Raw genomic sequence first — 23427 nt, forward strand, 5'->3', positions numbered from 1 at the left:
CAAGCCATTTCTAGACATGTAACATAAATTTTTGTTTACTTGATATCTAGCATGGATTCATTCGTCGTAATTCTAACTACTTCTAATTTGCAAAGATACTTTATTTGTAGGCTACTGCAAACAAAATAAATAGCGAAATCAAACAGCTTCTTTAACTTGTTTAAGTAAGCATACTACCACATATACCTAATCCAATTATCAAGTATAAAACAGCTAGTATATAAAATATTTTTGAGGCTGTTTTACTTTTTTTCCTAATAGCTGCTCCAATAATAGCAAGTAATACTGGTGGACCAAACATGATTAATCCAATAATTATAAATAAACCTGAAAGGTCACCTACTTCTAAAAATATCATATCTTTTTCTTATATTTCTTTTCTTAACTCTTCTAAATATTCTTTTTTATCATCCCTGTAAAATAGATTCATTGTTTCAAAAGGAATAATTTTATTATCTTTATTTACAATATGCACGCATGATTTTTTTACTGCTCTTACATCAAAATTATAAGCATCAATAAACTGCATGATTATAATTCTAAATAAGTTATCATAACCTAACTCTGGTGCATCAATATTAGGCAGACAACACATTATTGATTTTAAATTCTCTTCTGCCACTTCAACAGAATTTCCTGTACTGAATAGCTCTACCATTTTTCCATGTAACGCTTCATCTTGCTCATAAATAATGGTATTTTTACTATTATCTAATAAATCATTTGGATTAATATAACGTGTTAGCGGAAACACTTCTCCTCCTAATTTAAGCGCATATCCCATTACCAAAGCATCAGGATTACAGGGTACAGGTATTAAATCATCTGCGTTAAAAACATCAGTTTGTTCCATGATTTTTCTTCTAACTTCTGTAAGCGTCATTCTATCTGTTTCTGGATTAAAACTTTCTAACCTTCCTGCTATTTGTGTTGGCTGAAACGTAACTCCTCTCACACATTTTTGCTGCAAAGCGTAATCGATTACTTTACCTATTTCATGATCATTTAATCCTTTTTGAAGCGTAACCACTAAAGTTGTTGATAAATTTAACTTATTCAAGTTATCAAGTGCTTGCTTGCGAATACTATTCAATTCTGCTCCTCTCAACTCTCTCAATACACTATCTTCAAAAGAATCAAACTGTAAGTAAATTTCAAAATCTGGTGTATAGGTTTTCAATCGTTCAGCAAAAGCAACGTCTTTCGCTATTTTAACCCCGTTAGTATTCAACATTAAATGCCGGATGGGAAGTGATTTTGCATAGTCTAAAATTTCCCAAAATTGTGGATGTATCGTTGGTTCTCCTCCACTAATTTGTACCACATCGGGTTCTTTTTCATTTTTTACCACAGCATCTAACATTGCTTTTACCTCTTCTAACGTCCGATGGCGACCATAAGTAGGTGATGACCCAGCATAACAGGTAGGGCACGTTAAATTACACCTATCAGTAACCTCAACAACGGTTAAACATGAATGCTGTTCATGATCTGGACATAACCCGCAATCGTAAGGACATCCATAATCTGTTTTTGTATTAAACGTATAGGGCATTTCACTAGGTTTGTTATAGTTTCTGATATTTTTATAATATTCAACATCATCTGCTATTAACACTTTTGAGTTTCCATGTTCTCTGCAACGTTTAAGCATGTAAACCTTGTCGTCTTCAAATACAATTTTGGCATCTACTCTTTTTAAACATTCAGGACATAAACTCAATGTAAAATCGTAGTAGTTATATTTTCTTTCTGGCATTTTTTATTTTTAGAATTATAAATTTCGTGTAATATACATAACAAACTATACATAATATTTGAATAGTACTTAAACTAAGTATAAAGAAAGTATTTGGTTTTAAGAATTCTATGAAAAAGCGAAAACCAAAGTAGGCTAACATAAAAAACTTAAAAAGTTCTCCTGATTGTAAAATGTATTCTTTCTTTAGGTATTTTAAGCTGATGAATAATATTATTAAAAACACCAACTCATATAACGCTACCGGATGTCTTAAAATACCGTCACCTAAATTCATTCCAAAAAAGAACTTAGTTTCTATTCCGTAGGTAAATTCATTTATTCCTGAAAGAAAGCATCCAATTCTTCCTATGAAAATCCCTACAATTATTGGGAGCACAAACAAATCACCAGACGATTTTGTTTCTCCTATTATTTTTTTCGCAATTTCAACACCTAACAAACCACCGAACAAACCTCCCATGATTGTTTTAGTATTCAAAATTTGAAGCATGTTTTCTGTAGAAAAAGTGACTAAAGGATTTTCTAACACTCCCACTAACCGAGAACCTATCAAAGCCCCAGCTGCTGCACCTAAAATAATAGACAACCTATTATGAGAAGAAATATAATCTTCTTTTTTCTTACGCAAGAAAACATAATAACGAAAGGCTAAAAAAAATGCTAAATATTCTAAAATAAGATGAATATTAAGTGTATAACCAAATAAAATAGGTTCAAAAGGTAGTTCCAATAAAAAAGTTTGTGAGTTAAAAAGCGAAATATACGTAATTACTCAAAAAAAAGTAACTTTGCAGCATGGTAAAAATAGGTAACATAGAACTTCCTGATTTTCCGCTATTATTAGCGCCAATGGAAGATGTGAGTGATCCACCATTTAGAGCTTTATGTAAAGAAAACGGTGCTGATGTGGTGTATACTGAATTTATTTCTTCGGAAGGATTGATTCGCGATGCAGCAAAGAGTGTAATGAAGCTAGATATTTACGAAAAGGAGCGCCCTGTGGGGATTCAAATTTTTGGCGCAAATTTAGATTCTATGTTACGTTCGGTTGAGATTGTTGAAAAAACGAATCCAGATATTATCGATATCAATTTTGGGTGTCCTGTAAAAAAAGTAGTTTCTAAAGGGGCTGGTGCTGGAATTTTAAAAGATATTGATTTAATGGTTTCTCTTACCGAAGCCATGGTTAAACACTCCAACTTACCTATTACTGTAAAAACTCGTTTGGGTTGGGATCATGATTCTATCCGAATTATTGAAGTTGCCGAACGTTTACAAGATGTTGGCTGTAAAGCTATTTCAATTCACGGACGTACACGTGCTCAAATGTACAAAGGTAGCGCTGATTGGGCTCCAATTGCTGAAGTAAAGAACAATCCGAGAATGCATATTCCTGTATTTGGAAATGGGGATGTTGATTCTCCTGAAAAAGCCATGGAAATGCGTGACAAATACGGATTAGATGGCTGTATGATTGGTCGTGCTTCTATTGGATATCCTTGGTTTTTTAATGAGGTAAAACATTTTTTTAAAACTGGTGAACATTTATCTAAACCAACCATTTCTGAACGTGTTGATATGGCTCGTCGTCATTTAGAAATGGCTATTGACTGGAAAGGTGAACATTTAGGTGTTGTAGAAACAAGAAGACACTACACAAATTATTTTAAAGGAATTCCACATTTTAAAGAATACAGAATGAAAATGGTTACTTCTGATGATCCTAAAGATGTTTTTGCTGCTTTTGATGAAGTACAAACTAAATTTGGAAATGCAACAATTCCTGAAATAGGATAAATATTCTATCGCTCAATAAAATTTTTTGAAATTCTAGAACTTGCTATCTTTGCAGCTAAATAACCTAGAACTGAGATTGTGATGACTACTATCAGCAGGTTTAACCATTTAAACTCTACTGGATATGCTAAATTTTGTGTAATCATTAACAATTCAAATCGTTGTTGGATTAGCACAATAATTACCCCTAAAACAATTCCTATACTCATTCCTACCAATGTTAATAAAAAACCTTGTAGTACGAATATTTTTTTTATATCGTTTATACTACTTCCTAAATTAAACAGCGTTTTTAGGTTTTGACGTTTATCGATAATCATCATAATAATTGACCCTATCACATTAAACAAAGCAATAGCAACAATTAACGTAAAGATTAAATACGAAATGAAGTTTTCAGTATTAATCACTTTATAATATAACGTATTTAACTGTGCACGGGTTTGCACTTTTAATTCATCTCCTAAAACATTTTGTAAGTTCTTTTGGAATGTATCAAGATTTACCCCTTCTTTTAAGCGAAGTTCAACACCCGTAATTTGATTATCGTCGTATCCTAACAATTCTTGAGCAAGTGAAGTTTCAGTAAACACATATTTGTTCTGAAATTCTTCTGATCCCGTATACACACCTACTATTTGTGTTGAAACCGATCGAAAAGCATTATTTGCATTGATAAATCCTTTTCCTGGTTTTGGAACTAAAACTTGAAGTGCTTCACCAAAATTAAAAATCCCTAACGATAATTTATACGATATTCCGTACCCTACTACTGCTGTATTCTTATATTTTTCATCAATCCAAGTACCTACTGTTAACAAAGAGTCTGTTGGAATAATTTTTGAATAATTTGAATCTACCCCTTTTATTTGGGCAATATGCTCCTTGTCTTTATACTTTAAGAAAACACGTTCTTCAACAACTTTTGAAGCTACTTCTAGCTCTTTATTTTGTTGCAAGACACTATCTAATTCTTGTGAATATTGAAAAGTTTTTCCTTTAGATGCTGTAATTTTTATATCTGGACCAGATGCATTTAGTAACGAATCACTAAACGTTTTTAACCCTGAAAAACCAGACAATACAACAAACAAGGCTAAGGTACCAACCACAACACCAAAAACAGCTATTGCTGTAATAATATTAATTGCATTAGTACTTGTTTTTGAAAACAGGTATCGTTTAGCTATGTATAAAGAGAAGTTCAAGCATTAATAAATTTAGCTAGCCAATGTAACAAAAATTATTAACGTTTTTGACGACGAGGTAAAACATCTGGATTTTTTATCGGATCTACATCTTTTCCTTTTAAAGACTTATCAATATCTTCAATATAATCCAAACTATCATCTCCAAAGAACAACAGTTCTGGCATTCTTCGTAATTGATTTTTTGTTCGTTGTGCTAATTCATGACGAATTAAAGGTGTATTTGATACCACTCCTTTAATAATTTCGTCTCTTTTATCAGAAGGGAAAACACTTAAGTATACTTTCGCCACCCCTAAATCTGCAGTAACCGAAACTTTAGAAACCGATATAATCACCCCCTTCATTCCATCTTGAGCAGCACGTTGTAAAACGTCTACCAAATCCTGTTGCAACACTCCTGCTATTTTTCGTTGTCTATTTGTTTCTTCCATACTGCAAATTTAAGGATAAAATTACGGAGTGTAAATTTTATTTTTTATGGCGTACATAACTAAGCCAACTCTGTTTCTTACGTTTAGTTTCGTAAACAAACTATCTCGATAGCCATCAATAGTTTTTGGACTTAAAAACATTTTTTCTGCAATTTCTTTATACGTCAATTCAGAACACGCTAACTTCATAAAAGTTATTTCATTATCCTTAAACGCAAAGTTATTTCTTGAATTTTTCCCTGAAACTGAATCTAACAAAAGAGTGGTAACATTCCTAGTATGATAAAATCCACTATCCATCATTTCTAACAGTGCTTTCTCTAGAATTTCTTTTTTGGTATCTTTTAACAAGTACCCTACAGCACCTGCTTTTAACATTTTTAAAATAGTTCCATCTGTATCTTCTACAGACAATGCCATAACATGAACTTGTGGATAATTATTCACTATCCATTCTGTAGTTTCAATACCATTCATCACCGGCATATTTACATCTACTAAAACTAAATCTGGTATATTTTTAGGCGATGCTAAAAACTTTTCTTCGACTTCTTTACCATTTTTGCAAGTATAAAGCACCTTAAATTTATCAAAAGTGTTTACCATACCTTCGATAGCTTGTGACAATAACGTATGATCATCTACAACAACAACTGAGTATTTCATGATTTCTTGGGTTATATTTAGTTAATTAGTTGTTGGGGAAATACACTAAGGTTCTTTAAATATAGTAATTTATTATTAAACTCGTGCCTTTTTGGGGCTCTGACGTAAACTTTGCCTCTGCATTAATTAGCTTCGCTCTTGCTTTTATATTTTGTAGTCCTAAACCTTTTAACCTGGCTCTTTCCATGTCAAAACCTACCCCATTATCTTGAGCTTTTACCTCTATTGAATCTTCTTTATAGCTTAAAAAAACTTCCAATTTAGATGCTTTAGAGTGCTTTATCGTGTTAGAAAAAAACTCTTGAAGAATTCTAAAAATAATTATTCCATGTTTTTGATTTATCTCTTGTTCTTCTCCTGTAATTGTTAATCTAGCATCAATATAGTTTAACCTATTAAATCGTTCTACTTCTAAATTTAATGCATCTTTTAGTTTTATATTATTTATAAAATCAGGGTTAATTATTTTTGACAATGCTCTTACTTCTGTTAAACTTTTTGCTATAATTTCAGAGATTTCTTCCATACTTTCAGGAGAAGCATGTTGTAGCTGTATTTTAGCTAAAGTTAGGAGTTGCCCTATATTATCATGCAACTCCCAACTAATATTTCTTAAAGTTTCTTCTCTTATTTCTATTTGAGTCTCAGCAATTTCACGTTCGTAACGTTTTTTATTTTTATCTCGCTCTTGCAACAATTTATTCTTACGGCGTTGAAACACCGTAAACAATGTCACCAAAAAAACAATAATAATAACAATTACTATTGTGGTAACTATTAATATTCTGCCTTCTTGTTGCTCCATAATAATCCAAAAGATATAATAATATTCATTAAAAAAATTAACGAATGTAAAATGGGAAACAAATTCCTATTTTTCATATAGCTAAAAAAACTAAAAAACGGAATCGCTGGTAAATGAAAAACAAGCAGCCCTACTGACACCCAAAAGGGCAATAACTTTTTATAATTTATTATTTCATTAGAAAGCAACAATTCTCTTAAATATAAAAAAGCTAATACCCCTACATTGAATGATCCTACAATCATTGAATAGAAAAGATATGTTTTATCATAATAAATCATTCCCCACATTATCACAAAAGCTAAAAGTAGTATCCTCGAAATATTTAACCGCTTTTTATCCTTTACTAAACCTTCGAATAAAAAATAAATAATCACGTATTCAAAAAAAGTATAATAATGATAAATAAAGAAACTTGGCTTCATTATTTCAGTATAATAAGCCCCAACAAGCTCTACTAAAGAAGTAACTACAAGAAACAAAGTTAAAATCTTTAAGAAGCGTGTCTTCTTTATTATCAAAAAAATAATACTTAATAACGCTACTAATATTTGTGAATATAAAGGGAAATCGCTTTTTATCATAAATTTAAAATGGTGGTGAAAGTTGTCCTTGATTTCCTGCTCCACTTAATAACTCATCATCTTGAGGTGAAGCAAACATAAATCCAGCTTTATTTTCTCTCACTGTTTTGATTCTATAATTGTAATCATCTCTTTTCCTTTTTTCAAACTCTTCTCTTGTATTATATATCCATTTATACCCATGCTTTTCCAGCATTTCTTTAAACGTTACTAACTTTCCATGTTTTGCAGATTGCACAGGATCAAAAGCTATTTGCTTTCCATTAATTGTGGTTGTAGGAATATAAATTAAACTACTATAACTTTTCCCTGTTTTATTGTGGTTTTCCTTGGCTGTAGATACAAAGCTAATTCCCGTTATTTTAATTTTTGCCTTTTTACTTAGGTTTTCTACATGCCCCAAATACTTTTTAAATTGTACAAAATCAAATGTATTTGCCCGCGTATCTTCATAGCCTAAGGCCTCTTCTAGTGGTGCAATTCTTGTTCTATCATAGCTTGATAGCATTTGAATGATTTCCTTATAGTTTAACATTTCTTTTGTTCTTCCTTCATCAGAGTAACAAAAAGTACCTTCTGGCACTTGAGACTGCCAATCGTCACAGTCACATTTATTTCCATTTATCTTATCACATGAAATAGCAAAACTCATTACAAGAGTTAACAATAATAATTTAAGTTGGTTAGTGTTTTTCATAATAAAATTGATTTTTTGATTTTCTAAATATAACGGCTTATTTCTTAATAAAAAAAACGGAATTACTCAGAAACCCTTTAAAACCTCAGTTATCAACTAGTTACTTAACATACAACAACCCACAAACAGGAAAAACCCCTTATCTCTACAAATGTTTTAACTATTGCTTTTTCATGACATAAACTCTTGTTTTTTTTAATAAATCTCATTTTTTATTCCCTAAAGCTTACAAAGGGAAAAACCTTCTTAAAAACCTAGGATTATTACAATGTTTTTACAGTTATACTCCTCGAAAATATACTTCAGGTTTATTTCAATTTTGCCTTCAGTTATTTCGAAATACTAGGCGAACACCGAAAAGCCTAATTATAAACAGAGTAGGTACACAAAATAAAAAATATGCCAAATTTAGTTCCAGAATTAAACAGTTTAGACTTCAACGTATATGTTGGGGGTCCTTTACAGGCTGCAATACAAGCACAAACAGCAGCTTCAATGGCCACTGTAAATTTTATTAAAGAAGTAGGTTTTGAAAAAGACAATAACCCTACTAATCCAGATTCATTACGTTATGTTGATTTTCAATATGAAAAGTCAGTACCTAACCCTGATTACGATCCAAATGAAGCCATTGGTCCTGACAATCTAAAATTCATAAAAAGCGAAATTGAAATCAAAGTACCATTTTTAACAATGCTTACCATTCCATCAATTCGTATTGATGAAGTAAACATTGATTTTAATGCACGCTTGAGTTCTACTGAAACAAGAAACGTATCGTCTGAGTTTGCAGCTAGTGCAGAATTAGGAATCAATTACAAAATTGTAAACTTTAAAGCTTCTGCTTCATACAAAAGAAACACATCTCAAGGCGTTAAGGTTGATAAAACATATAATCTTGGGGTAAAAGTTCGTGCCGTAAACGACGAGTTACCTGAAGGATTAAGTAGAATTTTAAATATGCTAGAAGACAGTATTGCTGCTGTAGCTTAACATTCATAACTACGAGGTTGTACCGTACCAAACCGTACAACCTCTTTTTAAAAATTTTTATTATGGTAAATTTAAATGAATATTTAGGGGGAATCGCCACCAGCATTGCAGAAGCACGTTTAATGTCTGATTTGAAATCTTTAGAGATTGCTGAGAAGTTTTCACGCCATGAACTCTTGAAACATTTTTCTATTCCTCGTTTTAAAGCACAAAATATTGAACTCACCATTCCTGTAGCGATTGGAGAATTAGAAGAGACTTATGAAGCCGATTACGAACCTATTGATAATGTTACTTTCAATTCACAAGCCTATACAATTTTAAAAGATGCTTCAAAAATTACTTCTTTTGACAGAAAAACATCTACTATGCTTCGCTCAATAATAGCACAAAGAACAGATGAACTTGAAAAAAACATAAAAGCAACTGGTGAAATCGCCCCTGTATTATCAAGGTTTTCACAACAATTATCTGAAGAGTTTATCTCTATTTATAATGAAAAAGTAAGTTACGACGTATTAGTTAAAAAACTTAATTCAGAATTAAGACCATCTATTAAAAGTAGACAAATAACACAAAAAAACACGAAAGTTATTGTAGAAGCTCATAAACTAAACGAAATCAAACCTGAAAATATAGTTCAGATTAAAATGACTTTAAATGAAGAAGGCATGGAGTGGTATACTTCAGAAAATGAAGATGGTGTAAGAGAAACCAAATTATTACCAGAATAGTTATGAGAAAATCAATTACAAAAATAACCAATCAACTCAAAACTCAATTGAATGAAATACATGAATTAGCGAATCAAATTGAGAAAAAAAATACACAAAGCGCTAAAAATATTCGCAATTGGTTGTTAGCTACAGAAGAAGTATTAAAAGCACTTAACTTACCGGATTCATCCAAATTTGCAGTTAAAAGAGCCATGTTAAGTTCATTCATCCCAAATAGTAGAAATAAGAAAAAAGAGACTCTACAATTAGGAGCATCAACATTAACAGAAGCTCAACAAGACTTATGGGAAGTATACACTCCCTATGCTACTATTTTAGATAATTCAACAACCTTGATAGAGCAACTTTTAGCAGTAATTTACCAAACCAAGCAGTTTAAATACGACACAAATGAAGATTTTACGCAATTCCTAGAACAAGTTTGGAGGTTTTGTTGCAATCATGAACAACTTAAAGGGATTAGTTCACAAATACTTTCAATGATAAATCAATCAGACGTACTTATTATTATGGCTGAAAAAATAGCAATAGAAAGTTTATAAATAGTTCGCTATATTTTTTACTTTTACCTTATGAACAAAATCGAACATATTGGTATAGCCGTTAAAGACTTAGAAAAATCTAACTCATTATTTGCTTCTCTTTTTGGAGAATCACATTATAAAATTGAAGAAGTTGCTAGCGAAGGAGTAAAAACTTCGTTTTTTAAATCTGGTCCTAATAAAATAGAATTATTAGAAGCTACGAAACCTGACAGCCCTATAGCCAAGTTTATAGAAAAAAAAGGAGAAGGAATTCATCACATTGCTTTTGCTGTTGATAACATAAAAGAAGAAATTAAGCGTTTACAAGGTGAAGGTTTTACTGTTTTGAATGAAACTCCTAAAAAAGGAGCCGATAATAAACTAGTAGCTTTTTTGCATCCTAAAACTACCAATGGTGTACTTATTGAGTTATGCCAAGAGATAGAAGAATAGGAAGTATTTAAAAATTAAATATTTGTATCTTGCAACGCCTTAAAATCAGTATTTACTAATGACAACCTCTTTTGATTCTTTTCAAAAACGCCGATTACAATCTTCATACATATCAGTAGTAGTAAGTATTGCTTTAGTACTTTTTATGATTGGTGTTTTAGGTTTAGTTCTTTTAAAATCAACAAAAGTTGCAAACCACTTTAAAGAAAAAGTAGTTATGACGCTTTTCTTAAAAGATGAAGTAGCTGATAAAAACATTAAAAGTCTTAAAGAATCAATTAAAAAAGAGACGTTTGTTAACAAGGTAGTCTATATTTCTAAAGAAGACGCTGCCAAAGAATATAAAAAAGATTTAGGTGAAGATTTTTTACAGTTTTTGGGAGACAACCCGTTAAAAAATGGAATAGACATTTACTTGAAAGCAGATTTTGTGACTCCTGAAAAAATGAGTGAACTTGAAAAGTCTTTTGATAAAAATAAATTTGTAGCCGAAGTAAGTTACGACAAACCATTGGTACAATTACTTACCAAAAACATCCAACGCATTAGCTTTTGGTTATTGGTATTAAGTGGTTTTTTTGGGTTAGTTGCTATTATTTTAATTAACAGCTCTATCCGATTATCAATCTACTCAAAACGATTCAACATAAAAACCATGCAAATGGTTGGTGCCACTAAGAGTTTTATTCGTAGACCTTTTATTTGGCAAAGTATCAAACTAGGTTTACTAGGAGCTTTTATATCTATAAGTGGATTGGGTGTTTTAATTTATTATGTAGACAAATATATCCCTACATTAGAACTACTTACAGATTATGCTGCTTTAGGGTATGTAGCTGGAGGAGTTATACTTGTTGCATTTTTTATTACATGGATTAGCACCTTCTTTGCTACACAACGATTCTTAAACTTACAAACCAACGATTTGTATTACTAAATTATTTATGAAAAAAGATAATTCATCAAAACAAGAATTTCTATTCGGTAAGCGAAATTATATCATCATGCTTATTGGTATCGCTGTAATTGCCTTAGGGTTTATTTTAATGGCAGGTGGCGGTAGCGACGACCCTAACGTGTTCAACTCTGAAATATATGGTTGGCGTAGGATTCGTTTAGCTCCTACCTTAGTAATTATCGGATTGGGTATAGAAATTTATGCTATTTTTGCCAATTCTAAAAAATAAACATGGATTTATTAGAAGCAATTATCCTTGGAGTCATTCAGGGACTTACTGAATTTTTACCAGTTTCATCTAGTGGTCATTTAGAGTTAGCAAAAGCTTTATTTGGAGATACTTCTGTACCTCAAGAAAGCCTAACATTTACTGTTGTTCTACACGCTGCTACAGCACTCAGTACTATTGTAGTATTTAGAAAAGAAATTGCTGAAATTTTTAAAGGGCTTTTTCAGTTTACATGGAATGAGGAAATGCAGTTTTCTGTGAAAATTGTGCTGTCTATGATTCCTGCTGTAATTATAGGTCTAGCCTTTGAAAAGGAGTTGGAAAGTTTTTTTGGAGGAAAAATTTTATTAGTAGGTTTTATGCTTTTAGTAACTGCTGTATTGCTTTTATTGGCTGATAAAGCTAAGAACACTAATAAAAGTGTTTCTTTTAAAAATTCTGTAATTATAGGAATCTCTCAAGCAATCGCTATGTTACCTGGAATTTCACGTTCGGGAGCTACTATTTCAACATCTGTCTTATTAGGTGTAGACCGAACCAAAGCTGCTCGTTTTTCTTTTTTAATGGTTGTACCGTTAATTTTAGGAAAAGTAGCTAAAGATATTTTAAGTGGAGACATTAATTTTCAGAGTTCAGAAATTATTCCATTATCAGCTGGTTTTATCGCTGCTTTCATCTCTGGATTGTTAGCATGTACTTGGATGATTGCGTTGGTTAAGAAGAGTAAATTATCATATTTCTCTTTATACTGTGCAATTGTAGGTTTAATTGCCATTGGCTATTCTTTATTTTTCTAGATGACTGCAGAAGATTACAAAAACGGACAGGTTTTACTAATTGATAAACCTTTGGAATGGACTTCTTTTCAAGTAGTGAATAAGCTACGTTGGCATATCCGTAAACGTTTTGATATTAAAAAAATTAAAGTAGGACATGCTGGAACGCTTGACCCTTTGGCAACTGGTTTATTAATTATTTGTACTGGTAAACAGACCAAGAACATTAACGAATATCAAGGGCAGGTAAAAGAATATACGGGTACATTTGTTATTGGTGCTACAACACCAAGTTACGATTTAGAAACAGAAATCAACGAAACGTTTCCTATAGAACATATAACAGAAGAGTTACTGCATAAAACTACTGAACAGTTTATTGGAAAAATTCAGCAAAAACCACCTATTTTCTCTGCAATTAAAAAAGATGGAAAACGTTTATATGAATTAGCTCGCAAAGGTGAAACCACCGAAATTAAAGCTCGTGAAGTAGAAATTAACGAGTTTGAAATCACAAAAATTGATTTACCTAATGTTGAATTCAGAATCGTATGTAGTAAAGGAACATATATTCGTTCTATTGCCAACGATTACGGAGAAGCATTAAATTCTGGAGCACATTTATCTGTTCTTAGAAGAACCAAGATTGGAGACTTTCCTGTAGATAATGCTCTCAGTGTTGATGAGTTTATCAATAACCTATAAAAATCTACTATACCAGCTTTCTGTAATAGGTACTTCCCAATAATTTTCTAATTCTATTTTAGTTTGTACTAAATTATCAAAAACAACTGTTTTAGCTGATACAGACTTCTTTTTAAGCAACTTTTTAAACTCTTTGACGTCTTTGTACTGAATAAATTCTCCTTGCTTAAAACACACATTCATTTTATCTAACAGCTCCACTTCGTATTCTTGCTGTAGTTGTAAAATAAATGCTACTTGTTTATCAATATCTGCATTCGTTAATACTAAACCTTCTTCAACAGAAAAAATAATGAAACGATTGTATTTTAACTCAAAAGAAGCTTTGAAGTCAGTATCTTCAGACTTCCATCCATCAATAAAGCCTTGTAACTTTTCTTTTAGTCCGTCAATTTCTTGCGGATAAAATTTTCGACTTGATGGATATACCCAAACTTTTGCCTCTTCTGATAAACTACTGAATTCTACAAACATATTTATTCCTTATGAACGCAAAGATACAGAAAACAATTCCCCTTTTTGACAAAAACAAAAAGGGGAATTTCTAGCTTTTTTATGTACTTTATTACTGAAGCATTGATACTAAATCTTCTTGTGTATTTTCTCCTTTATTTTTGTTGTACCAAACTTGTAAATCTGTTTTAAAGTCAGCATCCAAGCTACCATGTTTTTCTTTATAATCAACAACCATTTTAGTTGCTGTGGTAGGTCTTGGCCCCCAAGTATTGATTACTTCGTTCTCTTTATTTAAAGCAATTAATTTAGGAATTGATCTTCCTCCATTAGTTAAAAATTCATCCATCAACTCTAGGTTTTCATCTCGTAAAACTAGTTTTAAATTGATGTTTGGATTTTCTTCTGCTATTTTATTAATTACAGGTAAGTTTTGTGCTGCATCACCACACCATCCTTCCGTTAATACTAACCAAGTTTGTGGTTCTTTTACATCTTTAATTTTAGCAAGCGTTTCTTCAGTAAGTTTTACCGTTTTGTCTAAACGCTTCATACGTTTATCATTTAACTTACTATAGTTTAATAAATCATCTGATTGATTAGGTCCAGTAGATTTTCCTTGTGCTAATAAGTCACTTACTAAATCTCTATATTCACTGTAAGAGAGCGCCTTTTCTAAGCTATTTTGGATAATTTTTTTCATCGTAAATGTATTGTTATTACAAAAGTATTTTATCTATAGTAAACCTTAGGTAACCCAAGTTACAATTCACTATAAAACTTGAATAACATAGACGAAAACATAAATACAACCTTACACTTCTGCTGACTCTTCAGTTTTAGCTTGTAAATTGGTAATAATATCTTTAGTCATAGAAGCTAAGTCAAACTGATGCCTCCATCCCCAATCTTTTCTTGCCGCTGAATCATCAATTACTTGAGGCCAACTATCAGCAATCACTTGTCTAAAATCTGGATTATACGTTATGGTAAATTCTGGAATGTATTTTTTAATTTCAGTCGCTATTTCAGCTGGGGTAAAACTAATTGCCGCTAAGTTGTATGAAGTTCTTGTTTTAATATTTTCTTCATCCGCTTGCATTAACTGTACAGTTGCATTGATAGCATCGTCCATATACATCATTGGTAAACGTGTATTTTCTGATAAAAAGCACTCAAAAGTTCCTTTTTTTAAAGCATCAAAATAAATATCAACAGCATAATCGGTAGTTCCTCCACCTGGTAAGGTTTTCCAGCTTATAATTCCTGGGTAACGAATGCTTCGTACATCTACCCCATATTTATCGTGGTAATAATTACACCAATGCTCTCCTGCTACTTTACTTATTCCATAAACCGTAGAAGGTTCCATAATGGTTTGCTGTGGTGTATTCATTTTTGGTGATGTTGGTCCAAAAGCTGCCATTGAACTAGGCCAATATATTTTTTGAATATGCTTTTCTTTTGCTAACTCTAACACCGCTAATAACGAAGTCATGTTTAAATCCCAGCCTTTTAATGGGTACTTTTCTGCAGTTGCTGATAACATTGCAGCCATTAAATACACTTGGGTTACTTTATATTTTTGAACAACACTTAAAATTTGCTCTTGATTGGTAGCATCAATGATTTCAAAAGGCCCTGAGCTCATCATTTCAGCATTTCCTTCTCTAATATCGGAAGCTATTACATTATCTGTCCCATAAATAGAACGTAATTTTTGGGTTAATTCTGTTCCTATTTGCCCGCAAGCTCCTAAAATTAATATCGTTTCACTCATTTTAAATTATTCAAAAATAGATGTTTGCAAAGTTATTAAATTTAAGATTTCGCAAAAAGTATTTGCTCTTTTTTAACTATCTACAAAAGAGATAGCTAATCTACTGATTTCAAACTTCTAATTTAATTCTGTAAAGAATACCAAGTAAAATATGTACTTTTATCCCCTAATTATTTTATTGAAATGGGTCGTTTTTTATTTGTTATTGCTTCATTATTTTTTTTAGTTACTTCTTGTGAAAAAAAAGAAAAACAAAAGGAAGTGTTACCTACTAAAACTGAAATGAATATTTCGGTTAAGCATACTGATTATTCTGAAATAAACGAAAAGTACATTGACGAAATTAAACCTTGGAAAGAATATTTTACTGTTGAAGATTTTTTACAAGAATTAAAAAACACTACTCCTATTGAGGCTTTAAATAATGCTTTAGAACTAAAGACACTTACTAAGCAATTTAAAGATAGTTTAAATATTGAAATACTTAAAACACCTGCTTTTAAAGCTCGTATTAATGTTTTTGAAAATGAAACTTTACGTTTAGCTGATATGACCTTTATTCCATCTATTTCAGCACACCAAGTTAACAGTCAGGTTGAAAAAATTATGATGCTTTTTAGTAGTGTTAATGATAAGATTAATACAGTTTACACTAAGAAAAAGTTTGATAGTGAAATAAATCTTGATAGCCTATTTAAGAATCAATAGTTTTTAAGGCTTCGTATATTAAACTACTTTCAAACCCTCTGTATAAAAGATAGTCAGCAATTTTCTTTTTTCGTTTAAAGTGATTGGTTTCTGAAACTGATTCATTTTTTTTCTCCACCAAATTGTATAAAGTTTTAATGTATTCTTCTTCATCTATTTCTTTTAAGGCTGACTTTATATTATAAGCAGAAATATCTCTAAATTTCAATTCTCTAACGATTCGGTCTTTTCCCCATTTTTTAATTCTGAATTTCCCTCTAGCAAAACTTTTCGCAAAACGTTCTTCATTTAAAAAACTATGCTCTAGCAAGTGTAATAAAATATGTTCTCTTGCTTCTGGAATTAAGCTATAATCTTTAAGTTTTTTCTCTACTTCTTTATGACATCGATCTTGATACACACAATACTGCTCAATCTTTCTTTTTATTTCTTCAACTGTAAAAACGGGTTTATTCATAGCACGAAAATATAAAAAAGGGTTAAAAGCAACTTACTTTTAACCCTTTTTACAGTTAACAAAAAATCAATTATAAAACGCTACGTAACCACATTTTAAACTTAGTGATTAAGTAGAATAATATCGGTACTACAATTAATGTTAAGAAAGTTGCTATGAATAATCCGTAAATAACAGTCCACGCTAATGGACCCCAGAAAATCACATTATCCCCTCCAACATATATGTGCGGATTTAACTCACTAGCTAAGGTAAAGAAATTAATATTCAACCCTGTTGCTAATGGAATTAATCCTAAAATAGTTGTTATTGCTGTTAATAATACTGGGCGTAAACGTGCTTTACCTCCTCTAATCACAGCTTCTCCTAAAGTGTTTACATCTAAATAATCATCAGAAGACAACCCATGCTCTACTTTCTTTCTATCTATTAGTAATTGAGTATAGTCGAGCAGTACTACCCCATTATTTACTACAATTCCCGCTAGCGAAATAATCCCCATCATAGTCATCATAATTACGAATGGTTTTGCCGTAATAATTAATCCTCCAAATACACCTATTAAACTTAAGAAAATTGCTAGCATGATGATTGCTGGCTTAGAAACAGAGTTAAACTGGAAAATTAAAATCAAGAAAATTAATCCTAGCCCTCCAAAAAATGCTTTCAATAAAAAAGCCATTTGCTTTTCTTGCTCTTCTATTTGCCCTGTGTAATCAACTTTTACTGAATCTGGTTGTTCAGTAAACGTTTTCATTTCATTTCGGATTTGTGATACAATGGCTGCTGCATCTGTATATCCTGGAGCTAAAGCTGAATATACCGTTACCACTCTTTTTACATCTTTGTGTTTAATAGCGCTAAACCCAGAGGTATTTGTTTGTTCTGCTACTGCTGATACAGGAATTTCTTTAATTGTTCCTGAAGACATATCTCTAAAAGTAATTTTCTGATTGAAAATCGCGCTTTTATTATATCTGTTTTCTTTATTAAAACGAACGTAAATATCATAATCATCACCATCTTCTTTATAAATACCTGCTTTAGATCCAAAAATAGCATTACGCAATTGATTTCCTACTTGTGATGAACTTACCCCTAATTCTCCTGCCTTTTTACGATCAACATTTACCAACATTGATGGTTTAGATTTGTTTACATCAATCTTTAACTCATCAATTCCTGCAATACTTTTTGAGTTGATAAAATCACGCATTTTTTCAGCAGTATTGATTAATTCTGCATAATCATTTCCTTCTAACTCAATATTGATAGGATATCCTGCTGGTGGACCTACTGCTTCTTTTTCTACTGAAATTTCTAACCCTGGGTAAATTCCTCTTAATGCTTCGGTTACTTTTCTTTGTAACTCTTTACTATCTGCTCCCCTACGAAATTTGTACTCACGCATTGAAGCCGTAATTTTTCCTTTATGAGGCATTTCTGCTGTTGAACCTCCATCAGTTTGCGGGTTACCTGAACCTGCTCCTACTTGAGATACCGCACTTTCTACTAAGAAATTATAACCGTTATCTATGTATTCTGGTAAATTTAACACTTTGTACACGCGTTCTTCCAAATCTTTCATAATCAGATTTGTCTTTTCTATATCAGTTCCTTGTGGATATTCGATATACACAATAATCTGATTCGGGGTATTATCTGGGAAAAACTCAACTTTTGTACGCTGACTTCCTATTGAAGCTCCAAATCCTCCAAAAGCAACAAATAATAAAACTAACGTACCTAAAGAAATAATGTACGGTCTCCAACCTCTCAAGGCAGCTCTTAACATTCTCTCATAAAAACGTTCCCAACGCGGTAACACTGTATTTTGAAAACGATTTGCCCAAGGACGTAACGCTAATCGGTAAACCCATAACATAATAGCTGTAAATACCATCACCGTACCCAAAGCTCTATAAGTCCCTCCTAAAAAGGCTATTAATAAACCTATTATTGCCATTATAGCTGATAAAATAATAATCCGCCTTAACGGCATATTTTTATCCTCAACACTCATAAATTTAGATACTAGCACCGAGTTAAAAAATATTGCCACAAATAACGAAGAACCTAATACTACAGATAATGTTACAGGAAAATAAATCATAAACTGCCCCATAGTTCCTGGCCACATTCCTAAAGGAATAAATGCTGCTACTGTTGTTGCTGTTGAGATAATAATTGGAAATGCAATTTCACCGATTCCTTTTTTAGCCGCTTCAATTCTTGGCATACCTTCATCCATCAAACGGTATACATTTTCAACAACCACAATACCATTATCTACCAACATTCCCAGTCCCATAATTAACCCGAAAAGAATCATGGTGTTCATGGTATATCCTAGCCAACTCAAAATCATTAATGACATAAACATTGACATTGGAATGGCAAATCCTACGAATAAGGCATTTTTAAACCCTAAAAAGAACATTAGTACTAATACTACTAAAATTACCCCAAAAATGATGTTATTAACTAAATCATCTACCTGACCAATAGTTTTTGAAGATTGATCATTAGCAATAGTTACTTTTAAATTACTTGGGAATATATTGGCTTTGGTGTCTTCTACAATTTTCTGAATTTTTTCAGCAGCCTCCACCATGTTTTTTCCTGAACGTTTTTTTACATCCAGCATTACTACTGCTTCTCCAAACTCACGTGCATAGGTAGTTTTATCTTTATCTTTAAAAGAAACCTTTGCTATGTCTTTAAGGTAAATTGAGTTTCCTTTTTCTGATTTTACGACAAAGTCTTGTAATTCTTGCGGATCTTCAATCTCTCCTAAAATTCTAACAGTACGTCGTTGTCCACTAGCAATTAAATTACCTGCAGACATTGTTAAGTTTCCTCCATTAATTGCATTAATTACATCTTGGAAACTTACTTGCGCTGCCATCATTTTGTAAATATCAACTGCTACCTCAACTTCTTTTTCTTCAGCACCACGGATATCTACTTTTTTTATTTCTTGTAAATCTTCAATTTCGTCCTCCAAATACTCACCAAATTCTTTTAATTTATCTACTGGGTAATCTCCCGAGATATTGATATTTAGAATTGGCATTTCTTCAGAAATACTTAGTTCAAAAACATTTGGTTCTACTTTAGCTCCGTTAAACGTGGGCCAATCTTCTCCAGACGTTTCTTGATCTATTTCATCTTTTACTTTTTGTTTAGCTTGATCTACTGATATGTTTTCATCAAACTCAACAACCACCATTGAGTAGTCTTCTTGAGATGTAGAGGTTATTTCTACTACATTACTTACCGTTTTAAGTCTATCTTCTAACGGATCGGTAATTAACTTCTCTATGTCTTCAGCTGTATTTCCTGGATACAGAGAACTTATATAAATTTTGGTTTCTCTAATTTCTGGGAAATTTTCTCTTGGCATACTTAAAAAGGCAGAAATACCTGTTATAAGTATCATAACCATCATTACGTAGATAGTTGTTTTATTATTTATTGCCCAAGAGGATAAACCAAACTCTTTATCTACTTGTTTTTTTTGTTTTTCAGTCATTAGACGGATAGTTTTTGGTGTGTTACTTTGCTTCTTTTGAAAGAGTTAATACCTTAACCTCTTGTCCGTTTTTTACACTACGAGCTCCTTCTTCAATAATTTTTGTTCCGCTTTCAATTCCGCTTAAAACTTCAATAATATCTCCTTGGGTTTTACCTGTAGTTATAATTATTTGTTTAGCAGTTCCTACCTGATCTTTTATGTTTTCTACCACATACACATATTGTTCACCTTTAGCATTCTCTGAAATAATACTTTGAGGAATTAAAATTGCTTTTTCATTAGAGTAATCATTGATTTTTAACTTCGCTGTTAAATTCGGTTTTATGCTTCCATCTTTATTTGGAACTTCAACTTCAACCTTGAATGTTCTGTTAGCTGGGTTTATAAAGTTACCTGCTTGACGGATTTTAGAAGTTAACTTCTCTCCTAATACAGGAAACTCAACCTCAACATTTTTTCCTTTTTTAATAGATGTAATATAACTTTCAGGCACATCTGTTTCGATATACATGTTTTTTAAGTTTACTATTCTAAAAATCTCAGACCCCATTCCTGGCGCCACTACAGTTCCTTGCTCTTTTATTACATCGTCAATTACTCCTGAAAAAGGTGCTGTAATTACTGATTTTGCTAACTGTCTTCTTAACTGACTAACAGCACTGGTTTGTGCTTCATAATTAGTTTTTGCTTGTAAAAACTGAATTTCTGATCCTATTTTTTGATCCCATAAACGTTTCTGGCGCTTATACGTTGTTTCTGCTAATGCTGCTTGTGCTTCAATCTGTGCTAATTGATTAGCTAAACCTCCATCATCAATTTTTGCTAAAGTTTGTCCTTTTTTAACATACTGTCCTTCTTTTACATAAATGCGGGTTAAAAGCCCTGGCATTTCGGGATAGATGAGTACATTCTGCTTTGTTTGTACAGCTCCTTGTAGTTCTAAATAATGATTAAAAGCTTCTTTCTTTGCCGAAAGAACTGTAATTAAAGGAACTTTTTTATTGGTATCTAATTCAGAAATTTTATCATTTAAAATCTTTATTTCATCAGATAGTGTTTGCATTTGTGTATCTAACGATGCTTTTTTCTCTCTAATTTTAGTTAAATCGTTAGATGCTATTACGTCTTGTATAGACTGCTCTTTTTTACCTCCACATGAGGCTAAAAGCAATGTAATGGCAAATAGTGAATATATTTTTCTCATTATAGTTGATTTTATTTTAGTGGTATGTTTAATGCGTTTTCTAATTGTGCTTTTTTAGCAATTACGTTTAACATTGACTGTACGTAATTGTTTTGCTGCGTGTATAACTGATTTTGTGCTTGTAGTAAATCAAAACTTGAAGAAATTCCTTCAAAAAACTTTACTTGTTGCTTTTTTTCTATTCGTTCAGCTAGTGCTAAGTTTTTCTTAGCTGTTTCGTGATTTTCAATTCCTAATTGATACTCACTCTTAGCTCTCTCTACCTGTAAGTTTAGCTTTTGTTTTGCTTCTTCTAATCGAATGTCTGCATTTTCTAATGCTATTTTTGCTTGTTTCACTTTTGAGTTTCTTCCAAAAGAACTAAAAATTGGTACGTTTAAACTAACTCCTAACAAAGAAGACCCCAACCAACGTTGATTACTATCTAAAAAAGTAAATGAATCAGAAAAAGCTGTCACACCATAATTCACAAAAGCTGACAATGTTGGTAAATATTTACTTTGTTCTAACTTCATCAATAAACGTTTACTTTCCCTGTCATTCTGAGCAATTTTAAAATCAATATGATTATCAATATTAAATTGAGTAGCTAATAAGCTCAAATCAGTATTATCAACAACTAAATTATCTAGTGTAGAGGTTAATGTTAATTTAGTTTCAATTGAATTCCCTAAAGAAACATTTAACATTTGATATGCTATTTCTTTTAATCGTTCAGCATTTCTTAAGTTACTATCAACGTTTCCTAAAGTGATTTGTAATTGCTCTACGTTTTCTAACTCTGTTAACCCATTATCGTAGGTTTTTTGAGTTTCATTTAAGTTTTTCTCAAGTATTTTCTTATTATTTTCTAAAATATCAATTGATTTTTCAGTAACTAACACATTACCGTACGCATTAATAATAGCTTCACGTGTTGCTAGTTCTGTTTTTTCTTTTGCTTGTTCAGAGATTTTTAAATATGTTTTTGCTGATTGTAACCCTACCAAATACGAACCATCAAATAATAATTGACTTAAAGTAACAGATGCTTTAGTTGTTTGTTTTTTCGTAAAAATAAGTTCTTCATCCACCCCATCACTATTAAAATCAACCAATTGCACTTGCTGCTTTAACCAGTTTTGATAATCTACAACTCCATTAATTTGTGGTAAACCTATAGTCGTAGTCTCCCACTTTTTCTTTTTTGCTGCTTCTATATCGTTTAAGGACACTTTATTGTCGTAACTGTTTTTTATAGCATAATCAATTGCTTCTTGCATTGATAAACTCATTTCTTTTTCTTGAGCAATTATATATCCCGTAAAAAAGAACACAAATACACCATATATGTATTTCCTCATTGTTTTTAGTTTTGATTTATTTTTCTTAATTGTTTTTCTAATTCTTGTACTCCTTTTGGAGTAGCTATTGCTCTAATATGATATTCTAAAATTTCATACTCAATCTCCATAACCTCCTGCATATCATTACTATAAAATTCACTTTCAAACACACCAAAGACTAGTGTGAAATAAAAATTGACTAATAGTTCTCCTTTTATCTTGGCTCTATACAAACCTTGCTCAACACCTTTTTTCAAGTTATCTACATTACAATCTCTAAACATACACACCTCACGTTCTACCAACTTTGTATATGTTTCTGGGTAATATTTTTTTAACTGATACATTGGTGAAGTTTTTGCATTTTTAAACATTTCTTTAAAAATTGCTTTCACTGCAAATTCTTCTTCTACAGCATTGTAATTTTGACTTTTAACTCTATCAATCGTTTCGCTAATTGTATTATGAACCGACTCTGTACTGGCATCTACCAAAGCTGTTTTATTTGAAAAATACTTGTACAATGTTTTTTTAGACATTCCAAGTTCTTTCGCTATATCGTCCATCGTTGTGCTTTTAAACCCTAAGGTTAAAAACATTTCTCCTGCTTTATTAATTATTTTATCTCTCATAA

At 31.5% G+C, this 23427-nt stretch carries 27 protein-coding genes; 10 read left to right on the forward strand and 17 right to left on the reverse strand.

The window, feature by feature from the left end; translation table 11 throughout:
• Positions 1–160: 160 nt before the first annotated feature.
• From MK851_RS09815 to MK851_RS09825, 3 genes are read right to left on the reverse strand one after another with little or no spacing between them, the layout of a single operon-like run.
• Positions 161–358 (reverse strand): hypothetical protein, encoded by a 198-nt coding sequence (locus MK851_RS09815; protein ID WP_303507913.1) that lies wholly within the window; start codon positions 356–358, stop codon positions 161–163.
• A 9-nt stretch (positions 359–367) separates the two neighbouring features.
• Positions 368–1759, reverse strand: coding sequence for a radical SAM protein (locus MK851_RS09820; RefSeq protein WP_320243536.1), 1392 nt, complete (start codon positions 1757–1759; stop codon positions 368–370).
• A complete protein-coding gene (locus MK851_RS09825; RefSeq protein WP_303507915.1) occupies positions 1740–2492 on the reverse strand; it encodes a prolipoprotein diacylglyceryl transferase in 753 nt (250 codons plus the stop codon). Before MK851_RS09825 ends, MK851_RS09820 begins: the two co-directional genes overlap by 20 nt.
• Before the next feature lie 65 nt (positions 2493–2557).
• Here MK851_RS09825 and dusB point away from each other — a divergent pair, with 65 nt between their 5' ends.
• Positions 2558–3559, forward strand: a complete 1002-nt coding sequence (dusB, locus tag MK851_RS09830) for a tRNA dihydrouridine synthase DusB (RefSeq protein ID WP_303507916.1) — start codon at positions 2558–2560, stop codon at positions 3557–3559.
• A gap of 5 nt (positions 3560–3564) precedes the next feature.
• On the opposite strand, the gene MK851_RS09835 is transcribed toward dusB, so the two are convergent.
• The 6 genes from MK851_RS09835 to MK851_RS09860 are packed head-to-tail and all read right to left on the reverse strand — an operon-like array spanning position 3565 to position 7953.
• A complete protein-coding gene (locus MK851_RS09835) occupies positions 3565–4767 on the reverse strand; it encodes an ABC transporter permease (RefSeq protein ID WP_320243538.1) in 1203 nt (400 codons plus the stop codon).
• A 38-nt stretch (positions 4768–4805) separates the two neighbouring features.
• Positions 4806–5201 carry a 30S ribosome-binding factor RbfA gene (gene rbfA, locus MK851_RS09840; protein WP_115899957.1) on the reverse strand — a complete coding sequence of 132 codons (396 nt, stop codon included), beginning with the start codon at positions 5199–5201 and terminating at the stop codon, positions 4806–4808.
• 21 nt (positions 5202–5222) lie between these two features.
• Positions 5223–5867, reverse strand: a complete 645-nt coding sequence (locus tag MK851_RS09845; protein WP_320243541.1) for a response regulator transcription factor — start codon at positions 5865–5867, stop codon at positions 5223–5225.
• 55 nt (positions 5868–5922) lie between these two features.
• Complete coding sequence (locus MK851_RS09850; protein WP_320243543.1) at positions 5923–6672, reverse strand: sensor histidine kinase; 750 nt, start codon at positions 6670–6672, stop codon at positions 5923–5925.
• Entirely contained in the window at positions 6645–7256 is a 612-nt protein-coding gene (locus tag MK851_RS09855; protein ID WP_320243545.1) for a hypothetical protein, read from the reverse strand. The genes MK851_RS09850 and MK851_RS09855 overlap by 28 nt, the downstream gene beginning before the upstream one ends.
• Before the next feature lie 4 nt (positions 7257–7260).
• Complete coding sequence (locus MK851_RS09860) at positions 7261–7953, reverse strand: hypothetical protein (RefSeq protein ID WP_320243547.1); 693 nt, start codon at positions 7951–7953, stop codon at positions 7261–7263.
• Positions 7954–8352: 399 nt separating this feature from the next.
• Here MK851_RS09860 and MK851_RS09865 point away from each other — a divergent pair, with 399 nt between their 5' ends.
• From MK851_RS09865 to truB, 8 genes are all read left to right on the forward strand, one after another.
• Entirely contained in the window at positions 8353–8946 is a 594-nt protein-coding gene (locus tag MK851_RS09865) for a DUF2589 domain-containing protein (protein WP_303507920.1), read from the forward strand.
• A 62-nt stretch (positions 8947–9008) separates the two neighbouring features.
• Positions 9009–9680, forward strand: a complete 672-nt coding sequence (locus MK851_RS09870) for a hypothetical protein (protein WP_320243550.1) — start codon at positions 9009–9011, stop codon at positions 9678–9680.
• 2 nt (positions 9681–9682) lie between these two features.
• A complete protein-coding gene (locus tag MK851_RS09875; protein WP_073182101.1) occupies positions 9683–10225 on the forward strand; it encodes a hypothetical protein in 543 nt (180 codons plus the stop codon).
• Between the two features lie 30 nt (positions 10226–10255).
• Complete coding sequence (mce, locus tag MK851_RS09880) at positions 10256–10660, forward strand: methylmalonyl-CoA epimerase (RefSeq protein ID WP_125065953.1); 405 nt, start codon at positions 10256–10258, stop codon at positions 10658–10660.
• A gap of 58 nt (positions 10661–10718) precedes the next feature.
• Positions 10719–11597 (forward strand): cell division protein FtsX, encoded by an 879-nt coding sequence (locus MK851_RS09885; protein WP_303507922.1) that lies wholly within the window; start codon positions 10719–10721, stop codon positions 11595–11597.
• A 7-nt stretch (positions 11598–11604) separates the two neighbouring features.
• Positions 11605–11847, forward strand: coding sequence for a DUF3098 domain-containing protein (locus MK851_RS09890; RefSeq protein WP_320243557.1), 243 nt, complete (start codon positions 11605–11607; stop codon positions 11845–11847).
• 2 nt (positions 11848–11849) lie between these two features.
• Positions 11850–12644, forward strand: coding sequence for an undecaprenyl-diphosphate phosphatase (locus MK851_RS09895; RefSeq protein ID WP_320243559.1), 795 nt, complete (start codon positions 11850–11852; stop codon positions 12642–12644).
• Positions 12645–13328, forward strand: coding sequence for a tRNA pseudouridine(55) synthase TruB (gene truB / locus MK851_RS09900; protein ID WP_320243562.1), 684 nt, complete (start codon positions 12645–12647; stop codon positions 13326–13328).
• On the opposite strand, the gene MK851_RS09905 is transcribed toward truB, so the two are convergent.
• From MK851_RS09905 to MK851_RS09915, 3 genes are all read right to left on the reverse strand, one after another.
• Complete coding sequence (locus MK851_RS09905) at positions 13323–13802, reverse strand: ABC transporter ATPase (RefSeq protein WP_320243564.1); 480 nt, start codon at positions 13800–13802, stop codon at positions 13323–13325. The genes truB and MK851_RS09905 overlap by 6 nt on opposite strands.
• Before the next feature lie 91 nt (positions 13803–13893).
• Positions 13894–14484, reverse strand: a complete 591-nt coding sequence (locus tag MK851_RS09910; protein WP_320243566.1) for a thioredoxin family protein — start codon at positions 14482–14484, stop codon at positions 13894–13896.
• Positions 14485–14595: 111 nt separating this feature from the next.
• The gene (locus MK851_RS09915) at positions 14596–15561 is read right to left on the reverse strand and encodes an NAD-dependent epimerase/dehydratase family protein (RefSeq protein ID WP_303507929.1); all 966 of its coding nucleotides are present in this window, start codon (positions 15559–15561) and stop codon (positions 14596–14598) included.
• Between the two features lie 183 nt (positions 15562–15744).
• Here MK851_RS09915 and MK851_RS09920 point away from each other — a divergent pair, with 183 nt between their 5' ends.
• On the forward strand, positions 15745–16269 hold the full coding sequence (locus MK851_RS09920) for a hypothetical protein (protein WP_303507930.1): 525 nt from the start codon (positions 15745–15747) through the stop codon (positions 16267–16269).
• On the opposite strand, the gene MK851_RS09925 is transcribed toward MK851_RS09920, so the two are convergent.
• From MK851_RS09925 to MK851_RS09945, 5 genes are all read right to left on the reverse strand, one after another.
• A complete protein-coding gene (locus MK851_RS09925) occupies positions 16256–16726 on the reverse strand; it encodes a regulatory protein RecX (protein WP_320243569.1) in 471 nt (156 codons plus the stop codon). The two genes, MK851_RS09920 and MK851_RS09925, sit on opposite strands and share 14 nt — an antisense overlap.
• A gap of 70 nt (positions 16727–16796) precedes the next feature.
• The gene (locus MK851_RS09930) at positions 16797–20261 is read right to left on the reverse strand and encodes an efflux RND transporter permease subunit (RefSeq protein ID WP_320243571.1); all 3465 of its coding nucleotides are present in this window, start codon (positions 20259–20261) and stop codon (positions 16797–16799) included.
• A 22-nt stretch (positions 20262–20283) separates the two neighbouring features.
• Complete coding sequence (locus tag MK851_RS09935) at positions 20284–21468, reverse strand: efflux RND transporter periplasmic adaptor subunit (protein ID WP_320243573.1); 1185 nt, start codon at positions 21466–21468, stop codon at positions 20284–20286.
• Positions 21469–21479: 11 nt separating this feature from the next.
• Positions 21480–22811 (reverse strand): TolC family protein, encoded by a 1332-nt coding sequence (locus MK851_RS09940; protein WP_303507934.1) that lies wholly within the window; start codon positions 22809–22811, stop codon positions 21480–21482.
• A 5-nt stretch (positions 22812–22816) separates the two neighbouring features.
• The gene (locus tag MK851_RS09945) at positions 22817–23425 is read right to left on the reverse strand and encodes a TetR/AcrR family transcriptional regulator (RefSeq protein WP_320243575.1); all 609 of its coding nucleotides are present in this window, start codon (positions 23423–23425) and stop codon (positions 22817–22819) included.
• Between the last annotated feature and the right edge of the window lie 2 nt (positions 23426–23427).

This window comes from Tenacibaculum sp. 1B UA (assembly GCF_033978845.1).
Lineage (GTDB): Bacteria > Bacteroidota > Bacteroidia > Flavobacteriales > Flavobacteriaceae > Polaribacter.

Excerpts from the sequence above, each read along its gene's own strand:
- MK851_RS09815 (WP_303507913.1), bottom strand. The coding sequence starts at position 358 with ATGATATTTTTAGAAGTAGGTGACCTTTCAGGTTTATTTATAATTATT.
- MK851_RS09820 (WP_320243536.1), bottom strand. The coding sequence starts at position 1,759 with ATGCCAGAAAGAAAATATAACTACTACGATTTTACATTGAGTTTATGT.
- dusB (WP_303507916.1), top strand. The coding sequence starts at position 2,558 with ATGGTAAAAATAGGTAACATAGAACTTCCTGATTTTCCGCTATTATTA.
- rbfA (WP_115899957.1), bottom strand. The coding sequence starts at position 5,201 with ATGGAAGAAACAAATAGACAACGAAAAATAGCAGGAGTGTTGCAACAG.
- MK851_RS09845 (WP_320243541.1), bottom strand. The coding sequence starts at position 5,867 with ATGAAATACTCAGTTGTTGTTGTAGATGATCATACGTTATTGTCACAA.
- MK851_RS09850 (WP_320243543.1), bottom strand. The coding sequence starts at position 6,672 with ATGGAGCAACAAGAAGGCAGAATATTAATAGTTACCACAATAGTAATT.
- MK851_RS09855 (WP_320243545.1), bottom strand. The coding sequence starts at position 7,256 with ATGATAAAAAGCGATTTCCCTTTATATTCACAAATATTAGTAGCGTTA.
- MK851_RS09860 (WP_320243547.1), bottom strand. The coding sequence starts at position 7,953 with ATGAAAAACACTAACCAACTTAAATTATTATTGTTAACTCTTGTAATG.
- MK851_RS09865 (WP_303507920.1), top strand. The coding sequence starts at position 8,353 with ATGCCAAATTTAGTTCCAGAATTAAACAGTTTAGACTTCAACGTATAT.
- MK851_RS09870 (WP_320243550.1), top strand. The coding sequence starts at position 9,009 with ATGGTAAATTTAAATGAATATTTAGGGGGAATCGCCACCAGCATTGCA.
- MK851_RS09875 (WP_073182101.1), top strand. The coding sequence starts at position 9,683 with ATGAGAAAATCAATTACAAAAATAACCAATCAACTCAAAACTCAATTG.
- mce (WP_125065953.1), top strand. The coding sequence starts at position 10,256 with ATGAACAAAATCGAACATATTGGTATAGCCGTTAAAGACTTAGAAAAA.
- MK851_RS09885 (WP_303507922.1), top strand. The coding sequence starts at position 10,719 with ATGACAACCTCTTTTGATTCTTTTCAAAAACGCCGATTACAATCTTCA.
- MK851_RS09890 (WP_320243557.1), top strand. The coding sequence starts at position 11,605 with ATGAAAAAAGATAATTCATCAAAACAAGAATTTCTATTCGGTAAGCGA.
- MK851_RS09895 (WP_320243559.1), top strand. The coding sequence starts at position 11,850 with ATGGATTTATTAGAAGCAATTATCCTTGGAGTCATTCAGGGACTTACT.
- truB (WP_320243562.1), top strand. The coding sequence starts at position 12,645 with ATGACTGCAGAAGATTACAAAAACGGACAGGTTTTACTAATTGATAAA.
- MK851_RS09905 (WP_320243564.1), bottom strand. The coding sequence starts at position 13,802 with ATGTTTGTAGAATTCAGTAGTTTATCAGAAGAGGCAAAAGTTTGGGTA.
- MK851_RS09910 (WP_320243566.1), bottom strand. The coding sequence starts at position 14,484 with ATGAAAAAAATTATCCAAAATAGCTTAGAAAAGGCGCTCTCTTACAGT.
- MK851_RS09915 (WP_303507929.1), bottom strand. The coding sequence starts at position 15,561 with ATGAGTGAAACGATATTAATTTTAGGAGCTTGCGGGCAAATAGGAACA.
- MK851_RS09920 (WP_303507930.1), top strand. The coding sequence starts at position 15,745 with ATGGGTCGTTTTTTATTTGTTATTGCTTCATTATTTTTTTTAGTTACT.
- MK851_RS09925 (WP_320243569.1), bottom strand. The coding sequence starts at position 16,726 with ATGAATAAACCCGTTTTTACAGTTGAAGAAATAAAAAGAAAGATTGAG.
- MK851_RS09930 (WP_320243571.1), bottom strand. The coding sequence starts at position 20,261 with ATGACTGAAAAACAAAAAAAACAAGTAGATAAAGAGTTTGGTTTATCC.
- MK851_RS09935 (WP_320243573.1), bottom strand. The coding sequence starts at position 21,468 with ATGAGAAAAATATATTCACTATTTGCCATTACATTGCTTTTAGCCTCA.
- MK851_RS09940 (WP_303507934.1), bottom strand. The coding sequence starts at position 22,811 with ATGAGGAAATACATATATGGTGTATTTGTGTTCTTTTTTACGGGATAT.
- MK851_RS09945 (WP_320243575.1), bottom strand. The coding sequence starts at position 23,425 with ATGAGAGATAAAATAATTAATAAAGCAGGAGAAATGTTTTTAACCTTA.